This window comes from Oscillibacter acetigenes, assembly GCF_025567605.1.
In the GTDB taxonomy this organism is placed as follows: Bacteria; Bacillota; Clostridia; order Oscillospirales; family Oscillospiraceae; genus Oscillibacter; species Oscillibacter welbionis.
The window spans coordinates 61472-75069 of record NZ_JAOQKG010000005.1; the positions used below are offsets into that span (position 1 = coordinate 61472).

The 13598-nt window shown below is 63.3% G+C and carries 12 protein-coding genes; 2 read left to right on the top strand and 10 right to left on the bottom strand.

Annotation, left to right across the window (positions count from 1 at the left end):
• Nucleotides 1–246, bottom strand: a 246-nt coding sequence (locus tag OCV80_RS11130) for a hypothetical protein (protein WP_267288405.1), incomplete at its 3' end; no start/stop codon positions are given.
• Nucleotides 247–338: 92 nt separating this feature from the next.
• On the opposite strand from OCV80_RS11130, the gene OCV80_RS11135 reads away from it, so the two are divergent.
• A complete protein-coding gene (locus OCV80_RS11135; RefSeq protein ID WP_119310484.1) occupies nucleotides 339–596 on the top strand; it encodes a helix-turn-helix domain-containing protein in 258 nt (85 codons plus the stop codon).
• A gap of 32 nt (nucleotides 597–628) precedes the next feature.
• Here OCV80_RS11135 and malQ read toward each other — a convergent pair whose 3' ends face one another.
• Both malQ and OCV80_RS11145 read right to left on the bottom strand, forming a co-directional pair.
• Nucleotides 629–2101: a 4-alpha-glucanotransferase gene (malQ, locus tag OCV80_RS11140; RefSeq protein WP_267288406.1), complete on the bottom strand. Its 1473-nt coding sequence runs from the start codon at nucleotides 2099–2101 to the stop codon at nucleotides 629–631.
• 57 nt (nucleotides 2102–2158) lie between these two features.
• Entirely contained in the window at nucleotides 2159–3181 is a 1023-nt protein-coding gene (locus tag OCV80_RS11145; protein ID WP_136891432.1) for a C45 family autoproteolytic acyltransferase/hydolase, read from the bottom strand.
• A 229-nt stretch (nucleotides 3182–3410) separates the two neighbouring features.
• Between OCV80_RS11145 and OCV80_RS11150 the strand changes: the two genes are divergently transcribed.
• Nucleotides 3411–4748, top strand: a complete 1338-nt coding sequence (locus tag OCV80_RS11150) for a helix-turn-helix domain-containing protein (protein ID WP_051320028.1) — start codon at nucleotides 3411–3413, stop codon at nucleotides 4746–4748.
• A gap of 52 nt (nucleotides 4749–4800) precedes the next feature.
• Here OCV80_RS11150 and argF read toward each other — a convergent pair whose 3' ends face one another.
• From argF to OCV80_RS11185, 7 genes are all read right to left on the bottom strand, one after another.
• Nucleotides 4801–5784 carry an ornithine carbamoyltransferase gene (gene argF, locus OCV80_RS11155; RefSeq protein WP_267288407.1) on the bottom strand — a complete coding sequence of 328 codons (984 nt, stop codon included), beginning with the start codon at nucleotides 5782–5784 and terminating at the stop codon, nucleotides 4801–4803.
• 197 nt (nucleotides 5785–5981) lie between these two features.
• Nucleotides 5982–7160, bottom strand: a complete 1179-nt coding sequence (locus tag OCV80_RS11160) for an aspartate aminotransferase family protein (RefSeq protein WP_267288408.1) — start codon at nucleotides 7158–7160, stop codon at nucleotides 5982–5984.
• 4 nt (nucleotides 7161–7164) lie between these two features.
• Nucleotides 7165–8025: an acetylglutamate kinase gene (gene argB, locus OCV80_RS11165; RefSeq protein ID WP_021747910.1), complete on the bottom strand. Its 861-nt coding sequence runs from the start codon at nucleotides 8023–8025 to the stop codon at nucleotides 7165–7167.
• A 182-nt stretch (nucleotides 8026–8207) separates the two neighbouring features.
• The gene (argJ, locus tag OCV80_RS11170) at nucleotides 8208–9434 is read right to left on the bottom strand and encodes a bifunctional glutamate N-acetyltransferase/amino-acid acetyltransferase ArgJ (RefSeq protein WP_021747911.1); all 1227 of its coding nucleotides are present in this window, start codon (nucleotides 9432–9434) and stop codon (nucleotides 8208–8210) included.
• Nucleotides 9435–9525: 91 nt separating this feature from the next.
• The gene (gene argC / locus OCV80_RS11175) at nucleotides 9526–10467 is read right to left on the bottom strand and encodes an N-acetyl-gamma-glutamyl-phosphate reductase (protein ID WP_119310479.1); all 942 of its coding nucleotides are present in this window, start codon (nucleotides 10465–10467) and stop codon (nucleotides 9526–9528) included.
• A 63-nt stretch (nucleotides 10468–10530) separates the two neighbouring features.
• On the bottom strand, nucleotides 10531–11919 hold the full coding sequence (gene argH, locus OCV80_RS11180; RefSeq protein ID WP_119310478.1) for an argininosuccinate lyase: 1389 nt from the start codon (nucleotides 11917–11919) through the stop codon (nucleotides 10531–10533).
• 227 nt (nucleotides 11920–12146) lie between these two features.
• Nucleotides 12147–13367, bottom strand: coding sequence for an argininosuccinate synthase (locus tag OCV80_RS11185; RefSeq protein WP_021747915.1), 1221 nt, complete (start codon nucleotides 13365–13367; stop codon nucleotides 12147–12149).
• Between the last annotated feature and the right edge of the window lie 231 nt (nucleotides 13368–13598).

The following is a 13598-nucleotide window of genomic DNA, read 5'->3' on the forward strand; positions in this document are numbered from 1 at the left end:
TTCGATTTCCGCAAAGCATTCCGGGTCCGTGAGACCGCTGTCGTCCAGAACATTCCGGATTTCCCGCAGGGCCTGGAAGCAGCGCTCCTCCGCCAGTTCCCGAATCATTTTCCACGCAGCATCGCTACCCAGCACCAATTCGATTTGATTCCGTGCAATCAGCTCCCCCACTACTGACGCGGTAAACCGGAGCTGTTCCACCCGGTCCCGGTTTTCCAACAGTTCCCTGTCGCTGATAGAATTCATTTTGATTCCCTCCTCGCATTATAACAGGACGAAATAATTATAAATCACCAGGCATGATATAGTCAAGAAAATATATCGTGTTGGTGTAAAACATGAACAAGTCCTATTACAACGCCGAGTCCAATCTCATTGCCAAACGCCTCCGACAGCTTCGGAAGGAGCGCGGGTTCTCCCAGGAGGAATTGGCCGCCCAGCTGCAGCTGCTGGGCGTGGACATTAACCAGCCTCTTATCAGCAAAATTGAGAGAAACCGCCGGTTTGTCAAGGATTATGAGCTGGCCTGCCTGTGTCAGGTCCTTCAGGTGTCCGAGCGGGATCTGCTGGCAGACTTTTACAATGCCACAGAATGATAAAAGAACCCCCATCTGGGGGTTCTTTTGCTTTACCGTCCGTAGACCTCCGTCAGCCGCCGGATGTCCGCCGCCAGCCCGGCCGCGGCCGCGCCGGGGGCCATCCGCCAGCGCCAGTTGCCCGCCGCCACGCCGGGGACGTTGATCCGCCCCTCGCTGCCCAGGGCCAGGTAGTCCTGCATCTGGGCCACGAACAGCTCCGCCGTGCTGCCCATGCCGCACCGCAGCAGCGCCTGCCGGACATTCTCCCGGCCGGAGGCCCCCAGATACCGCTCCGCGAAAGCCCGCTCCGCTTCCCCTGCGTGGTCGTACCAGCCCAGGGCGGTGTCGTTGTCGTGGGTGCCGGTGTAGCAGACGCACCGGCGGCTGCCGTAGTTGTGGGGCAGATACTCGTTGCCGGGGCCTGAAAAGGCGAATTCCAGCACCTTCATGCCCGGCAGGCCCGCCGCCTCCCGGAGCTGGTGGACCTCCGGCGTGAGAAGCCCCAGGTCCTCAGCAATATAAGTGATGTGGGGGAACCAGCCGGTCAGGACCCGCAGCAGGTCCATGCCGGGGCCCGGCTCCCACTGCCCTTCCTTGGCGGTCTCCGCCCCGGCGGGGATGGACCAGTACCGCTCAAAGGCCCGGAAATGGTCAATGCGGATGGCGTCGAACAGGCGGGAGGCGCCCTCCACCCTTCTGATCCACCAGCCGAAGCCGTCCCGCTTCTGGGCCGCCCAGTCGTACAGGGGGTTGCCCCACAGCTGGCCCTCCTCCGAGAAGTAGTCCGGCGGCACGCCCGCCACCCGGCTGGGCCGCCCCGCCTTGTCCAGCAGGAACTCCCTCCGCTCGCTCCACACGTCGGCGCTGTCCAGGGACACATAGATGGGCAGATCCCCGATGATCCGCACCCCCAGGCCGTTGGCGTGGTCCTTCAGGGCCTTCCACTGGGAGAAGAACCAGAACTGCACCGCCTGGTGAAAAGCGATATCCTCCGCCAGCTCCTGCCGGGCGGCCGCCAGCGCCGCCGGGTCGTGGTTCAGGAGGTCCTTGTCCGGCCAGTCGAACCAGGCCGTCTGGCCGAAGCGGGCCTTGAGCGCCCGGTACAGGGCGTACTCCCCCAGCCAGGGATTGGCGGCGGCAAAGTCCCGCACGGACTGGGCCTCCGCGCCGCCCAGCCGGGAGAAGGCCCGCCGCAGCAGGGGCTCCCGGCTCTCATAGAGGGCGGCGTAGTCGATGGGCGCTCCCTCCGGCACCCGGGCGGCGGACAACTCCGCCTCCGTCAGCAGGCCCCGGTCCCGCAGGTCCTCCAGGTCGATGAGCAGCGGGTTCCCGGCGAAGGTGGACTCGCTGGTGTAGGGGGAGTTCCCCGCTCCGGTGGGCCCCACCGGCAGCACCTGCCACCACCTCTGCCCGGCGTTGTGGAGAAATTCGGCAAAGGCCCGGGCCTCCCGGCCCAGGGAGCCGATGCCGTAAGGCCCCGGCAGGGAGAACACCGGCAGCAGGATGCCAGCGGAACGCTCCATATCAGCCCCTCCTTTTTGTCAGATTCCGTTCTATTGTATGCAGCCGGGCGGCGGGTGTCAAGGGCGGCTGTCCCCCCGCTCCACTGGGAAGGGAATCTCCCGGAAGGCCGTCCGCCCCGGGTTGCCCTCCGCCAGCAGGCAGCGCCGCCGGGTCAGGTCGCAGGCCGCGGACCAGACGGTGTCCCGCCCCGCAGCCCGGTCATACTGGCAGAGAAAGCCCTTTCGCCCCGCCAGCAGGGCCTGGACGCCGGAAAGAGCCAGCGTCTCCCCCTCCCGCTCCAGCACCCGGCGCATCGTGTCGTACCGCTCCGCCGCCCGCCAGGAGTCCAGCCCCGGCGGCAGCGGGACCGCCAGATCCGAGTGAAAGAGATTCGCGGCGCAGACGAAGGGTCCCGCCGGGCCGGGACGCTCCACCCGCATCCCCTCCGGGCTGCACTCCGCCACAGCAATGTCCCCGGCGGCATCCGCCAGCGTCAGCGTCTGGCAGGAGGCCAGGGGCAGCGCCCGCAGGCGGTCCAGGGCCTCCGGCACGGCGGCGCAGGTCTCTGCCAGCAGCCGCAGAACCATGCCGGCGTTCAGACCCGGCCGGGGCCTGGGCGTGTAGACAGAGGTGAGCCCGATGGCCAGTCCCCGGGCGTTGACGGCGTCCTCCATCTGCACAAACGAGGTGGTGTTCCCTGTAAAGGGGATCGCCCTGTCGGAAAATCCGTATGTCACATGGGTGTAGTCCGGCTCCAGCGCCGTCAGAAAGTCGCTGTTCCGTCCGAAGAACACCCCGTTCCCGTTGGACACCGCCAGGCAGGAACAGCCGCAGGCGGGCGGCAGGGCGTAGGTGGTGAAGAGGACCGTCTCCAAGTCCTCCTGCCGGCAGTTCTGCCCCGCCGCCAGCCCCTCCAGCTCCTCCAGGGCGGCGGGGAAATGGCGCGCATACGCCGGGTGGCAGGCAGCCGCAAAGGCCCGCCGCTCCGCCTCCAGGGGAAAGGGCACATGGTCCAGCAGGCGCAGGCCGCGCTCCGCCAGCCGGGCGCCCCACTGAAAGCCCATCTCCCGGTGGGTGCCCCGCAAGGTCAAATGATTCATGTGTATTCGCTCCTTCCAGTTCTGTCAGGAGCCGCCGGCAGCTCTGCCCTTACCATAGAACAATAAAAAATTGTTGTCAAGCAGAGATTTTTTATTTGTTTTTTCAGGAGATTCAGGGGAAATTATTTTCTTTTTCCCATCCGCAACCCGTGGTTGACATCCGGGAAACCCGCCGGTGGTTGCGCTTTTTCCCGCTCTCTGGTATGGTGAGGGCAAAGGAGTTGATACCATGCGGGAGCAGCAGACCCTGGGCCGCCGCATCCAGGAGGCCCGAAAGGCCGCCGGCCTCTCTCAGGAATCCCTGGGGGAGCGGCTGGGCGTCAGCCGCCAGGCGGTGAGCAAGTGGGAGGCGGACGCCGCCGTGCCGGAACTGGAGAACCTGATCGCCATGAGCCGGATCTTTGGCGTCACCATCGGCGCCCTGCTGGGAGTAGAGCCGGAAGCGGCGGAGGACCGTTCCGAAAAAGATGCCCCGGAAGCCCCCGGTGAAGGCGTGGAGGGCACCGCCCCGGCGGGGGAGCTGACCGACCGGGAGCTGGCGGCAGTGGAGGCCATCGCAAAAAAATATCTTGACGCGGCCCAGGTCGTCCAGAACCCCAGGTGGAGCCGGAAGAAAAAAATCGCCGTAAGCGCCGGGATTTGCGGCGCGGCTTTGACGGCGGCGCTGGCTTTGGGCAGCGGCCTTTCCGCCCTTGGCAGCCGCCTGGATCAAGTCCAGTCTCAGGTGTACGGTATCGAGAGCAGCGTCAGCGGCCAGATTGGGGCACTTGCCGGGCAGATCCGGGATCTCCTGGATGAGGATTCCAATCTTTTTGCGGTTTCCCAGGCGCGGGTTACGGACTACGACCTGGCAGCGGGGACTGTGACCCTTCAGGTGTCGGCCCAGGCCAAAAGCTGGCAGGACAACACCACCGCCCTCTTCACCGCCCTTCTCTCGGACGGCCGGCAGTTTTCTGCGGAGGCCTCTGGGAAAAACGGAACCTTCACCGCTCAGAATTGGACCCTTCCCATGGATCAGGAAATCCTTCTCTCCGCATCCCTCACCACGGATGGCGTCACTGCCGCCGACCAGATGGAAACCTTGTACGACTGTCTGCCCGGAAATTTCCGGCTGGATGTGTGGGGTGGGTTCAGCCAAACCGACTGGGCCAACCAGTGGAGAGATTTCCAGAGCGATTCCTGGCCGCAGACCAGCAAGAAACTCACGCTGGGCGGGTTGTCCCTTTCCATCTCTCATGGAGGCAACACCCATTTCAGCCCCTCCCCGTCTCAGGTGGAGATCTGCTTCTACCGAAATCAGGAGACAGTCCCGGAATCGTCCGTCCCCGTTCCGGAGGCCTTGGATCTGTGGGCAGAGGCCGGGTTTGTGGAAATGTATAACTGGACGGATTACACCTTCACCTGTGAACTCCTGCCCGGGGAAACCCTGACAGCCGCCGTCTGCATCACCGATGACCACGGCCAGACCACATGGACCATTCTGTGCGCTTACAGGCTCGACCAGAGCGGGAACGTCCAAACCCCGCAGGATCTGCCCGCCGACTGGCAGCCGGGGGATCTGCTTTGACGACGCATAACAGCGCCCCGGAGCTCTCGCTCCGGGGCGATTTTCCGTTCTCTTACTTCATCAGCTCATACATGACGGCCTTGATGGTGTGCATCCGGTTCTCCGCCTCGTCAAAGACGATGGAGGCCGGGGACTCGAACACCTCGTCGGTGACCTCCATGGCCTCCCGTCCGAACTTCTCGCCCATCTCTTTCCCCACCTTGGTCTTGTGGTCATGGTAGGCGGGCAGGCAGTGCATGAACCTGCACTGGGGCCCGGCGTTGTCCATCAGGGCCTTTGTCACCTGATAGGGCGCCAGGGCGGCAATGCGCTCCTGCCAGACCTCCATCGGCTCCCCCATGGAGACCCAAACGTCCGTGTACAGCACGTCGGCGTTCTTGACAGCTTCCATGGGGTCTTCGATGAACTCCAGCACCGCGCCGGTCTCGGCGGCGAGACGTAAGCAGGTATCGATCAGCTTCTGGTCCGGCATGTACGCCTTTGGGGCGCAGGCCACAAAGTGCATCCCCATCTTGGCGCAGCCCACCATCAGACTATTGCCCATATTGAACCGGGCGTCCCCCAGATACACCAGCTTGATGCCCTTGAGTCTCCCGAAGTGCTCCTGGATGGTCAGGAAGTCTGCCAGGATCTGGGTGGGGTGGAACTCATTGGTGAGGCCGTTGAACACCGGCACCCCAGCGTAGTTTGCCAGCTCCTCCACAATTTCCTGTCCGAAGCCCCGGTACTCGATGCCGTCGTACATCCGGCCCAGCACCCGGGCGGTGTCGGCGATGGACTCCTTCACACCGATTTGGCTGCCAGTGGGACCCAGGTAGGTGGAACCCATGCCTAAGTCCTGGCAGGCCACCTCAAAGGCGCACCGGGTCCGGGTGGAGGTTTTTTCGAAGATCAGAGCCACGTTCTTCCCCTCCAGATACCGGTGGGGAATGCCGGCCTTCTTTTTGGCCTTCAGATCTGCTGCGGTGTCCAGGAACTGCTGGATCTCCGCCGGGGTAAAGTCCAGGAGCTTTAAAAAATGGGTGTGGTTTTCCATGGGTGTCTCCTCTCTGTCCCGCCATGGGCGCTTTTATCATTTAGTCCGGGAAAATTGTGTAAAATTCTCCGGTTATAGTTAGGGTTATAGTTAGTGTTATAGTTAGTGTTAGTGTTAGAGTTATAGCGGGTGTTCGTGTAAGTGCCGGAGTCACGGCGGGGCGCAGCAGGTCCCCGGCCGGAGCGAAAAAGACAGATTCAGGAGAGCGTCTTTTTCAGGATCTCCAGCCCCTGGTCCATCTCCTCTTGGGAGATCACAAGAGGCGGCAGCAGCCGCATACCCGGTCCGGCGGTCAGCACCAGCAGGCCGTTTTCGATCAGCTTGCTTGCGATCTCCTTATTGGTCCAGCCGTCCTTCACCTGGATGCCGATCATCAGCCCCATGCCCCGGGTGGCGCCGAAGCAGGGCAGGTCCAGCGCCTCGATCTGGTTACGCAGATACGTGCCCTTGGCCCGGACGTCCTCCAGAAACGCGTCCGTCAGCGTCTCCTGCACCACCAGACCGGCGGCAGCGCACACCGGATTGGCGCCGAAGGTGGTGGCGTGAGTGCCGGGGCCCAGCACGTCCCGGCATTTCTCATTGGCCAGAATGCCGCTCATGGGCAGTCCCCCGGCAATGCCCTTGGCGAAGGACGCCACGTCCGGCAAAATGCCGTACTGCTGGAAGGCGAAGAGGCTGCCCGTCCGCCCTACGCCGGTCTGGACCTCGTCCACCAGCAGCAGGCAGTCCTTCTCCGCGCACAGTCTGGCAACGGCCTTCACATAGTCACGGTCCAGGGGCAGCACGCCGCCCTCGCCCTGGACCAGCTCCATCATGACGGCACACACGTCGTCCCCCGCCGCGGCCTCCAGGGAGGCAAGGTCGTTGGCGTCGGCATACCGGAACCCCTCGGTGAAGGGGAAGAAATAGTTGTGGAACACGTCCTGGCCGGTGGCCGTCAGGGTGGTGATGGTGCGGCCGTGGAAGGAGTTGTTCAGAGTGACGATGGCGGCACGGCCCCTGCCGTACTTGTCGAAGCTGTACTTTCTCGCCAGCTTAATCATGCCCTCGTTGGCCTCGCCGCCGCCGTTGGCGAAGAATACGCTGCTCATGCCGGTCCGCTTGCAGAGGATCTCCGCCAGCCGGGCCGGTGGCTCAGTGTAGAACAGGTTGGAGGTGTGGCCGATCTTCCCCGCCTGCTTGGCGATGGCGTCCACCCAGGGCTGACAACCATAGCCCAGATCGCTGACGCCGATGCCGCTGGTGAAGTCGATGTAGGCGTTGCCCTCGGGGTCGTAGAGCGTGGCGCCCTGTCCATGGTCGATGGCCACCGGGAAGCGGCCGTAAGTGTTCATGATGTACTGCCCGGTCAGGGCCTTGATCTCTTGGCTGGTCATGGGATCAGTCCTCCTTTTTCAACATGGTGCCGATGCCCTCATCACTGAGGAGCTCAATGAGAATGGAATGGGGAATGCGTCCGTCCAGGATGTGGACCCGCTCCACGCCGCCGGCGATGGCGTCCACACAGCACTCCATCTTGGGGATCATGCCCCCGGAGATGATGCCCTGGGCCACCAGGCCCGGCACATCGTAGGTGTGGACCACGTGGATCAGCGTCTCCTCGTCCCTGGGATTGCGCAGCAGGCCCCGCACGTCCGTCAGCAGGATCAGCTTCTCCGCCCCCATGGCGGCTGCCAGCTTGGAGGCGGCGGTATCCGCGTTGATGTTGTAGGCGGTGTCCGCGTCCACGCCCTGGGCCACGGTGGACACCACGGGGATATAGCCGCTGAGCAGGGCGTTTTCCACCGGCTCCGGATTCACACCCGTGATCTTTCCCACCAGGCCGTACTTCTCGTCCAGCTGCTCCGCCTGGAACAGCTGCCCATCCATGCCGCACAGGCCGATGGCCTGGCCCCCCAGACGGTTCAGCTGGGCCACCAGATTCTTGTTGACCTTGCCGCAGAGGACGGACTGGACCACGTCCATGGTCTCGGCGTCGGTATAGCGCAGGCCGTCCACAAACCGGCTTTCGTGGCCGAGCTTCTTCAGCATCTCGCTGATCTCCGGCCCGCCGCCGTGGACCACCACCACCCGAATGCCAACCAGGGACAGCAGGATGATGTCGCACATGACAGCCCGGCGGAGTTCGTCGGACACCATGGCGTTGCCGCCGTACTTGACCACGATGGTCTTGCCGGTGAATTTCTGGATATAGGGCAGGGCTTCCACAAGCGTCCGCGCTTGCTGTGCGTGGGAGGACATCGTAACATCAACTCTTTTCTTGAAAATCGGCGGGATTCCGCCGGAGGGGGAGGAGGTGTCCCATGGGACGCGGGAATGGCAGCTATGATGACTGGACAGATGCACCCGCTACGGGGTGCGGATAGGCCGCCGGACAGCGGCCCATCTCCGCTCCCCGCAAGGGCACTATCGGGCATCCCGGTTTACGTCCGGTAATCCCCGTTGATCTTCACATACTCATAGGTGAGGTCGCACCCCCAGCAGGTGCAGCTGCTATCTCCCTCGCCCATGGTGATGGCAATGGTGACATCGTGCTCCGTCAGGACCCTCTTGGCCAGATCTTCATCAAAATCCAGCCCCCGGCCCTTAGCGCACACCTGGACGCTGCCCGCCTGACTCTGGAAGGCCACATCCACCTTGTCCGGATTGAAGTCCTCCCCGGAATAGCCCATGGCGCACAGCACCCGGCCCCAGTTGGCGTCCGCACCGAAGATGGCCGCCTTGGTGAGGGCGGAGCCGATCACGGATTTGGCGACGGTCTCAGCACTCTGCTCGCTCCCGGCTCCGGTGACGGTGCAGGTGATGAGGTGGGTAGCGCCCTCCCCGTCGGAGGCCATCTTTTTCGCCAGCTCCACACACAGGGCGCGCAGGGCCTCCACAAAGGCGTCGTAATCCGGCCCCTTCTCCGTGATGACAGGGTTCCCCGCCAAGCCGTTGGCCAGGACGCAGCACGTGTCGTTGGTGGAGGTGTCTCCGTCCACGCTGATGCGGTTGAAGCTGGCCTGAACGGTCTCCAGCAGGGCGGACTTGATCATCTCCGAGGAGATGGCGCAGTCGGTGGTCAGGAAGCACAGCATGGTGCCCATGTTGGGGTGGATCATGCCGGAACCCTTGGCGATGCCGCCCATCCGGACGGTCTTGCCGCCGATAACGGTCTCCACTGCCAGCTCCTTCTTGACGGTGTCCGTGGTCATGATGGCGTGGGCGGCCGCGTCGCTGCCCGCCGCCGTGTGGGCCGCCGCCGCGCACAGCTCCGGCATCCCCTGCTCGATGACCGCCACGTTCAGCGTCTGACCGATGACGCCGGTGGCGGCTACCACCACATCCTCCGGCCGGCAGCCCAGGGCCTTGCCTGCCGCCGCGCAGACCCGCTCCGCGTTTTCCTCTCCCATGGGGGCGCAGGCGTTGGCGTTGCCGCTGTTGATAACGGCAGCCCGGGCCTTTCCGTCCGCCAGATGGCGCTTGTCCACATGGATGTGGGCGGCCTTCACGGCGTTTTTCGTATACACGGCGGCGCAGGCGCAGTCCTCGTCGGACACGATCAGCGCCACGTCCTTTTTCCAGGCCGCGTGGGTCTTGACCCCCACGTGGATGCCCCCGGCCCGGAAGCCCTGGGCGGCGCACACGCCGCCGGTGATGAAGTTCAGCATCGTATCATCCTCTCTTCAACAGATAAGGGACATCTCTCCCCCGCCAAAATCAGGGCGCGCCTATCCCTTATCTCTTTTCTTCACTTTTGCCTCACAGCAGTCCAGCGGTCTCCTCAAATCCCAGCATAATGTTCATGTTCTGCACCGCCGCGCCGGAGGCCCCTTTCCCCAGGTTATCGAACAGGGCGGTGATGGTGAATCGCTCGTCATTTCCCGCCGCCACCAGGGTCAGGCCGTTGTCCCCGGCTCTGGCGTTGCCGTACAGCTTGGATCCTGCGTCCGCGCTCCCCTCCGGGGCCACATGGACCAGCTTTTCCCCGGCGTAGTGGTCCGCCAGCGCCTGCCACACCTGATGGAGGGTGGCCTCCCCCGTCAGCTGACTCCTGTGCAGGGGCACTGTGGCAGCCATGCCCTTGTAGTAGTCATCCACGATGGGCGTGAACACCGGGGGCTTTTTCAGGCCGCAGAGCTTCTGCATCTCCGGCAGGTGCTTGTGGGCCTGGGTCAGGCCGTAGAGGCCGGGGCTGTAAAGGCTCTCTGCCTTCTCCGCCGCCTCGTACTGGGCGATCATTTTCTTCCCGCCGCCGGAGTAGCCGGTGAGGGAGAAGCAGCACAGGTCCGCGTCCGCGGACAGCAGCCCCGCCTGAACCAGCGGCGCGACAATGGAGATGAACCCCGTGGCGTGGCAGCCGGGGTTGGCCACATATCGGGCCCCCGCGATGGCCTCCCGCTGGCCGGGCCGCAGCTCCGGGAAGCCGTAGACCCAGCCCGGCGCCGTCCGGTGGGCGGTGGATGCGTCGATCATCCGGGCGCCGGAGCCCTCCGCCAGGGCCACGGCCTCCACAGCCGCCGCGTCCGGCAGGCACAAAAACACGATGTCCGCTTCCGCCATCAGCCGTTTCCGTTCGCCCGGGTCCTTCCGCTTCGCCTCGTCGATCAGCAGCAGGCCGATGTCGTCCCGCGCCGCCAGCCGGTCATAGATTTGCAGGCCGGTGGTGCCGTCCTTTCCGTCGATGTAGACCTTTGGTTTCATATCATCACCCCAGTGAAGATAAGGGATAAGAGATATTACCGGATCTGCCTATCTTTTATCCTTTTATCTGTTCTCTTTGATCTTCTGAATGAACTGTTCGATCTCCCCGATCTGCCTTGCGGTCTCCGCCACCGCCGGGCCGCCGTAGCTGCTCCGCAGGGCCATACAGTTCTCCAGGTTCAGCGCGTCATACACGTCCGCCTCGAAGAGCTCGGAGACAGCCTTCAGCTCCTCCAGCGTCAGTTCCTCCAATGTCTTGCCCCGGGCCGTGCACTGGGCCACCAGATGGCCGGTGACGGTGTAGGCGTCCCGGAAGGGCATCCCCTTTTTCGTCAGGTAGTCGGCGCAGTCGGTGGCGTTGATGAAGCCGTGGCCGGCGGCCTTCCGCATATTGTCCGTCCGGACGGTCATGGTGTCCAGCATGGCGGCGAACACCGGCAGGCACATCTCCACCGTGTCCACGGCGTCGAACACCGGCTCCTTGTCCTCCTGCATGTCCTTGTTGTATGCCAGAGGCAGGCCCTTCATGACGGTCAGCAGGCTCATCAGGTCGCCGTAGACCCGGCCCGTCTTGCCCCGGACCAGCTCCGCCACGTCCGGGTTCTTCTTCTGGGGCATGATGGAGGAGCCAGTGGCATAGGCGTCGTCCAGCTCGATGAACTTGAACTCCCAGCTGCACCAGAGGATGACCTCCTCGGCGAAGCGGCTCAGGTGCATCATCAAAATGGACAGGCCGCTCAAAAGCTCCAGCGCGTAGTCCCGGTCGCTGACGCCGTCCAGGGAGTTGCCCATGGGTGCGGCGAAGCCCAGGGCCTTTGCCGTCTCCCACCGGTCGATGGGATAGGTTGTGCCCGCCAGGGCGCCGGATCCCAGGGGACACTCGTCCAGCCGGGCCCCGCAGTCCTCCAGCCGGGTCACGTCCCGGCGGAACATGGCGGCATAGGCCATCAGATGCTGGGCAAAGGAGATGGGCTGCGCCCGCTGGAGATGGGTGTAGCCGGGCATCACGGCGGTCTGGTGCTTCTTCGCCTGACGGCAGAGGACCGTCTCCAGCTCCAGCAGCTGCCCCACGATGACGGGGATCTGCTCCCGGACATACATCCGGAAGTCCAGGGCCACCTGGTCATTGCGGCTGCGGGCAGTGTGGAGCCGCTTCCCCGCGTCGCCGATCCGGGCGGTGAGCAGGGCCTCCACGTTCATGTGGATGTCCTCGTTGTCGGCGGTGAATGCCGCCTTCCCCGCCTCGATGTCTGCCAGAATGTCCTCCAGACCGCTGGTGATGGCGGCGGCGTCCTCTTTGGAGATGATGCCGCAGTCCGCCAGCATGGCGGCGTGGGCCATGGAGCCGGTAATGTCCTCCCTGTACAGCCGCTGGTCAAAGCTGATGGAGGCGTTGAGTTCATTCACCAGCAGGTCGGTGTCTTTTTGAAAGCGTCCGCCCCAGAGTTTCATAAGCTGTTGTTCCTTTCATGGCAGACGCAGGGCGAAGAAGCCTCTCCGCCCCGCCCCTGTGGTCTTGTAATGGTCTTGCCTCTCCCCGCCGGGCATATTGAAAACATTTTCGGCAGGGCGTGTACCTGCCGAAAATACTTTGCCCCAGCCGCCCTGGGCAGCGTTCACCAGTCTGAGGACTGGTGGTGGGGCGGCTCGGAGGGGAGCCCGCTCCCCTCCGAAATCTCTCAGAGCTTCCCCTGCTCCCGCAGTGCCAGCACTGTGTCGGGCAGGCCCCACAGGTTGATGAAGCCGGTGGCGTTGGTCTGGTCATAGCTGCTCTCGTTGAAGGTCACCAGTTCCTCGGAGTACAGAGACTCGGGCGAGGTGATAGAGGCCGTTATCATGTTGCCCTTATACAGCTTCAGCTTCACGCTGCCGGTGACGTGCTCCTGGGTCTTGTCAGCGAAGGCGCTGAGGGCCTCCCGCAGGGGGGTGAACCACTTGCCGTTGTACACCAGGTCCGCGAAGTCCACCGCCAGCTTGCTCTTCATGTGGGCGGTATCCTTGTCGATGGTAATCATCTCCAGGCACTGGTGGGCCTTGTAGAGGATGGTGCCGCCGGGGGTCTCGTACACGCCCCGGTCCTTCATGCCCACCAGCCGGTTCTCCACGATGTCCAGCAGGCCGATGCCGTTCTCGCCGCCCAGCTTGTTCAGCTTGCGGATCACGTCGCTGGCCTTCATCTTCTCCCCGTCCACCGCCACGGGCACGCCCTTTTCAAAGTCGATGGTCACGTAGGTGGGCTTGTCGGGGGCAGCGATGGGGCTGACGCTCATCTCCAGGAAGCCGGGCTTCTCATACTGGGGCTCGTTGGCCGGGTCCTCCAGGTCCAGGCCCTCGTGGCTCAGGTGCCATAGGTTCTTGTCCTTGGAGTAGTTGGTCTCCCGGCTGATCTTCAGGGGTACGTTGTGGGCCTCGGCGTAGTCGATCTCCTCGTCACGGCCCTTGATGTCCCACTCCCGCCAGGGGGCGATGATGGGCATATCCGGGGCGAACCGCTTGATGGCCAGCTCAAACCGCACCTGGTCGTTGCCCTTGCCGGTGCAGCCGTGGGCGATGGCGTCGGCGCCCTCCGCCTTGGCGATCTCCACCAGCTTCTTGGCAATGATGGGTCTTGCAAAGGCCGTGCCCAGCAGATACTGCTCATAGCTGGCGCCCATCTTCAGGGAGGGGATGATGACCTCGTCCACCATCTCGTCGGTGAGGTCCGCGATGTACAGCTTGCTGGCGCCGGTCTTGATGGCCTTCTCCTCCAGCCCCTCCAGCTCGTCGTTCTGGCCTACGTCACCGGATACGGCGATGATCTCGGGGTTGTTGTAGTGTTCCTTCAGCCAGGGGATGATGATGGATGTATCCAGTCCGCCGGAATAGGCCAGCACGATCTTCTTGATGTTTTTCTGATCCATAATGAATTCCCTCCGTGGAGTTTTGATTGATGATGTTTGGATTATACATCTTTCACGCATATTTATTCAAGCATCATTTTGCACAACATTTCCAGCTTCTTCCGCGCATTTTTGCATAAAATTTCGATGAACGTCTTAGAAAACCGTATATTTATTTCGATATTCAAAAAAATATGAATATATACACTCGCTCACACAATCTCCGCACCCAGCGCATAGGCTGGACTGCGG

Excerpts from the sequence above, each read along its gene's own strand:
- argB (WP_021747910.1), bottom strand. The coding sequence starts at position 8,025 with ATGTCCTCCCACGCACAGCAAGCGCGGACGCTTGTGGAAGCCCTGCCC.
- malQ (WP_267288406.1), bottom strand. The coding sequence starts at position 2,101 with ATGGAGCGTTCCGCTGGCATCCTGCTGCCGGTGTTCTCCCTGCCGGGG.
- argH (WP_119310478.1), bottom strand. The coding sequence starts at position 11,919 with ATGAAACTCTGGGGCGGACGCTTTCAAAAAGACACCGACCTGCTGGTG.
- OCV80_RS11185 (WP_021747915.1), bottom strand. The coding sequence starts at position 13,367 with ATGGATCAGAAAAACATCAAGAAGATCGTGCTGGCCTATTCCGGCGGA.
- argF (WP_267288407.1), bottom strand. The coding sequence starts at position 5,784 with ATGGAAAACCACACCCATTTTTTAAAGCTCCTGGACTTTACCCCGGCG.
- OCV80_RS11145 (WP_136891432.1), bottom strand. The coding sequence starts at position 3,181 with ATGAATCATTTGACCTTGCGGGGCACCCACCGGGAGATGGGCTTTCAG.
- argJ (WP_021747911.1), bottom strand. The coding sequence starts at position 9,434 with ATGCTGAACTTCATCACCGGCGGCGTGTGCGCCGCCCAGGGCTTCCGG.
- argC (WP_119310479.1), bottom strand. The coding sequence starts at position 10,467 with ATGAAACCAAAGGTCTACATCGACGGAAAGGACGGCACCACCGGCCTG.
- OCV80_RS11150 (WP_051320028.1), top strand. The coding sequence starts at position 3,411 with ATGCGGGAGCAGCAGACCCTGGGCCGCCGCATCCAGGAGGCCCGAAAG.
- OCV80_RS11160 (WP_267288408.1), bottom strand. The coding sequence starts at position 7,160 with ATGACCAGCCAAGAGATCAAGGCCCTGACCGGGCAGTACATCATGAAC.
- OCV80_RS11135 (WP_119310484.1), top strand. The coding sequence starts at position 339 with ATGAACAAGTCCTATTACAACGCCGAGTCCAATCTCATTGCCAAACGC.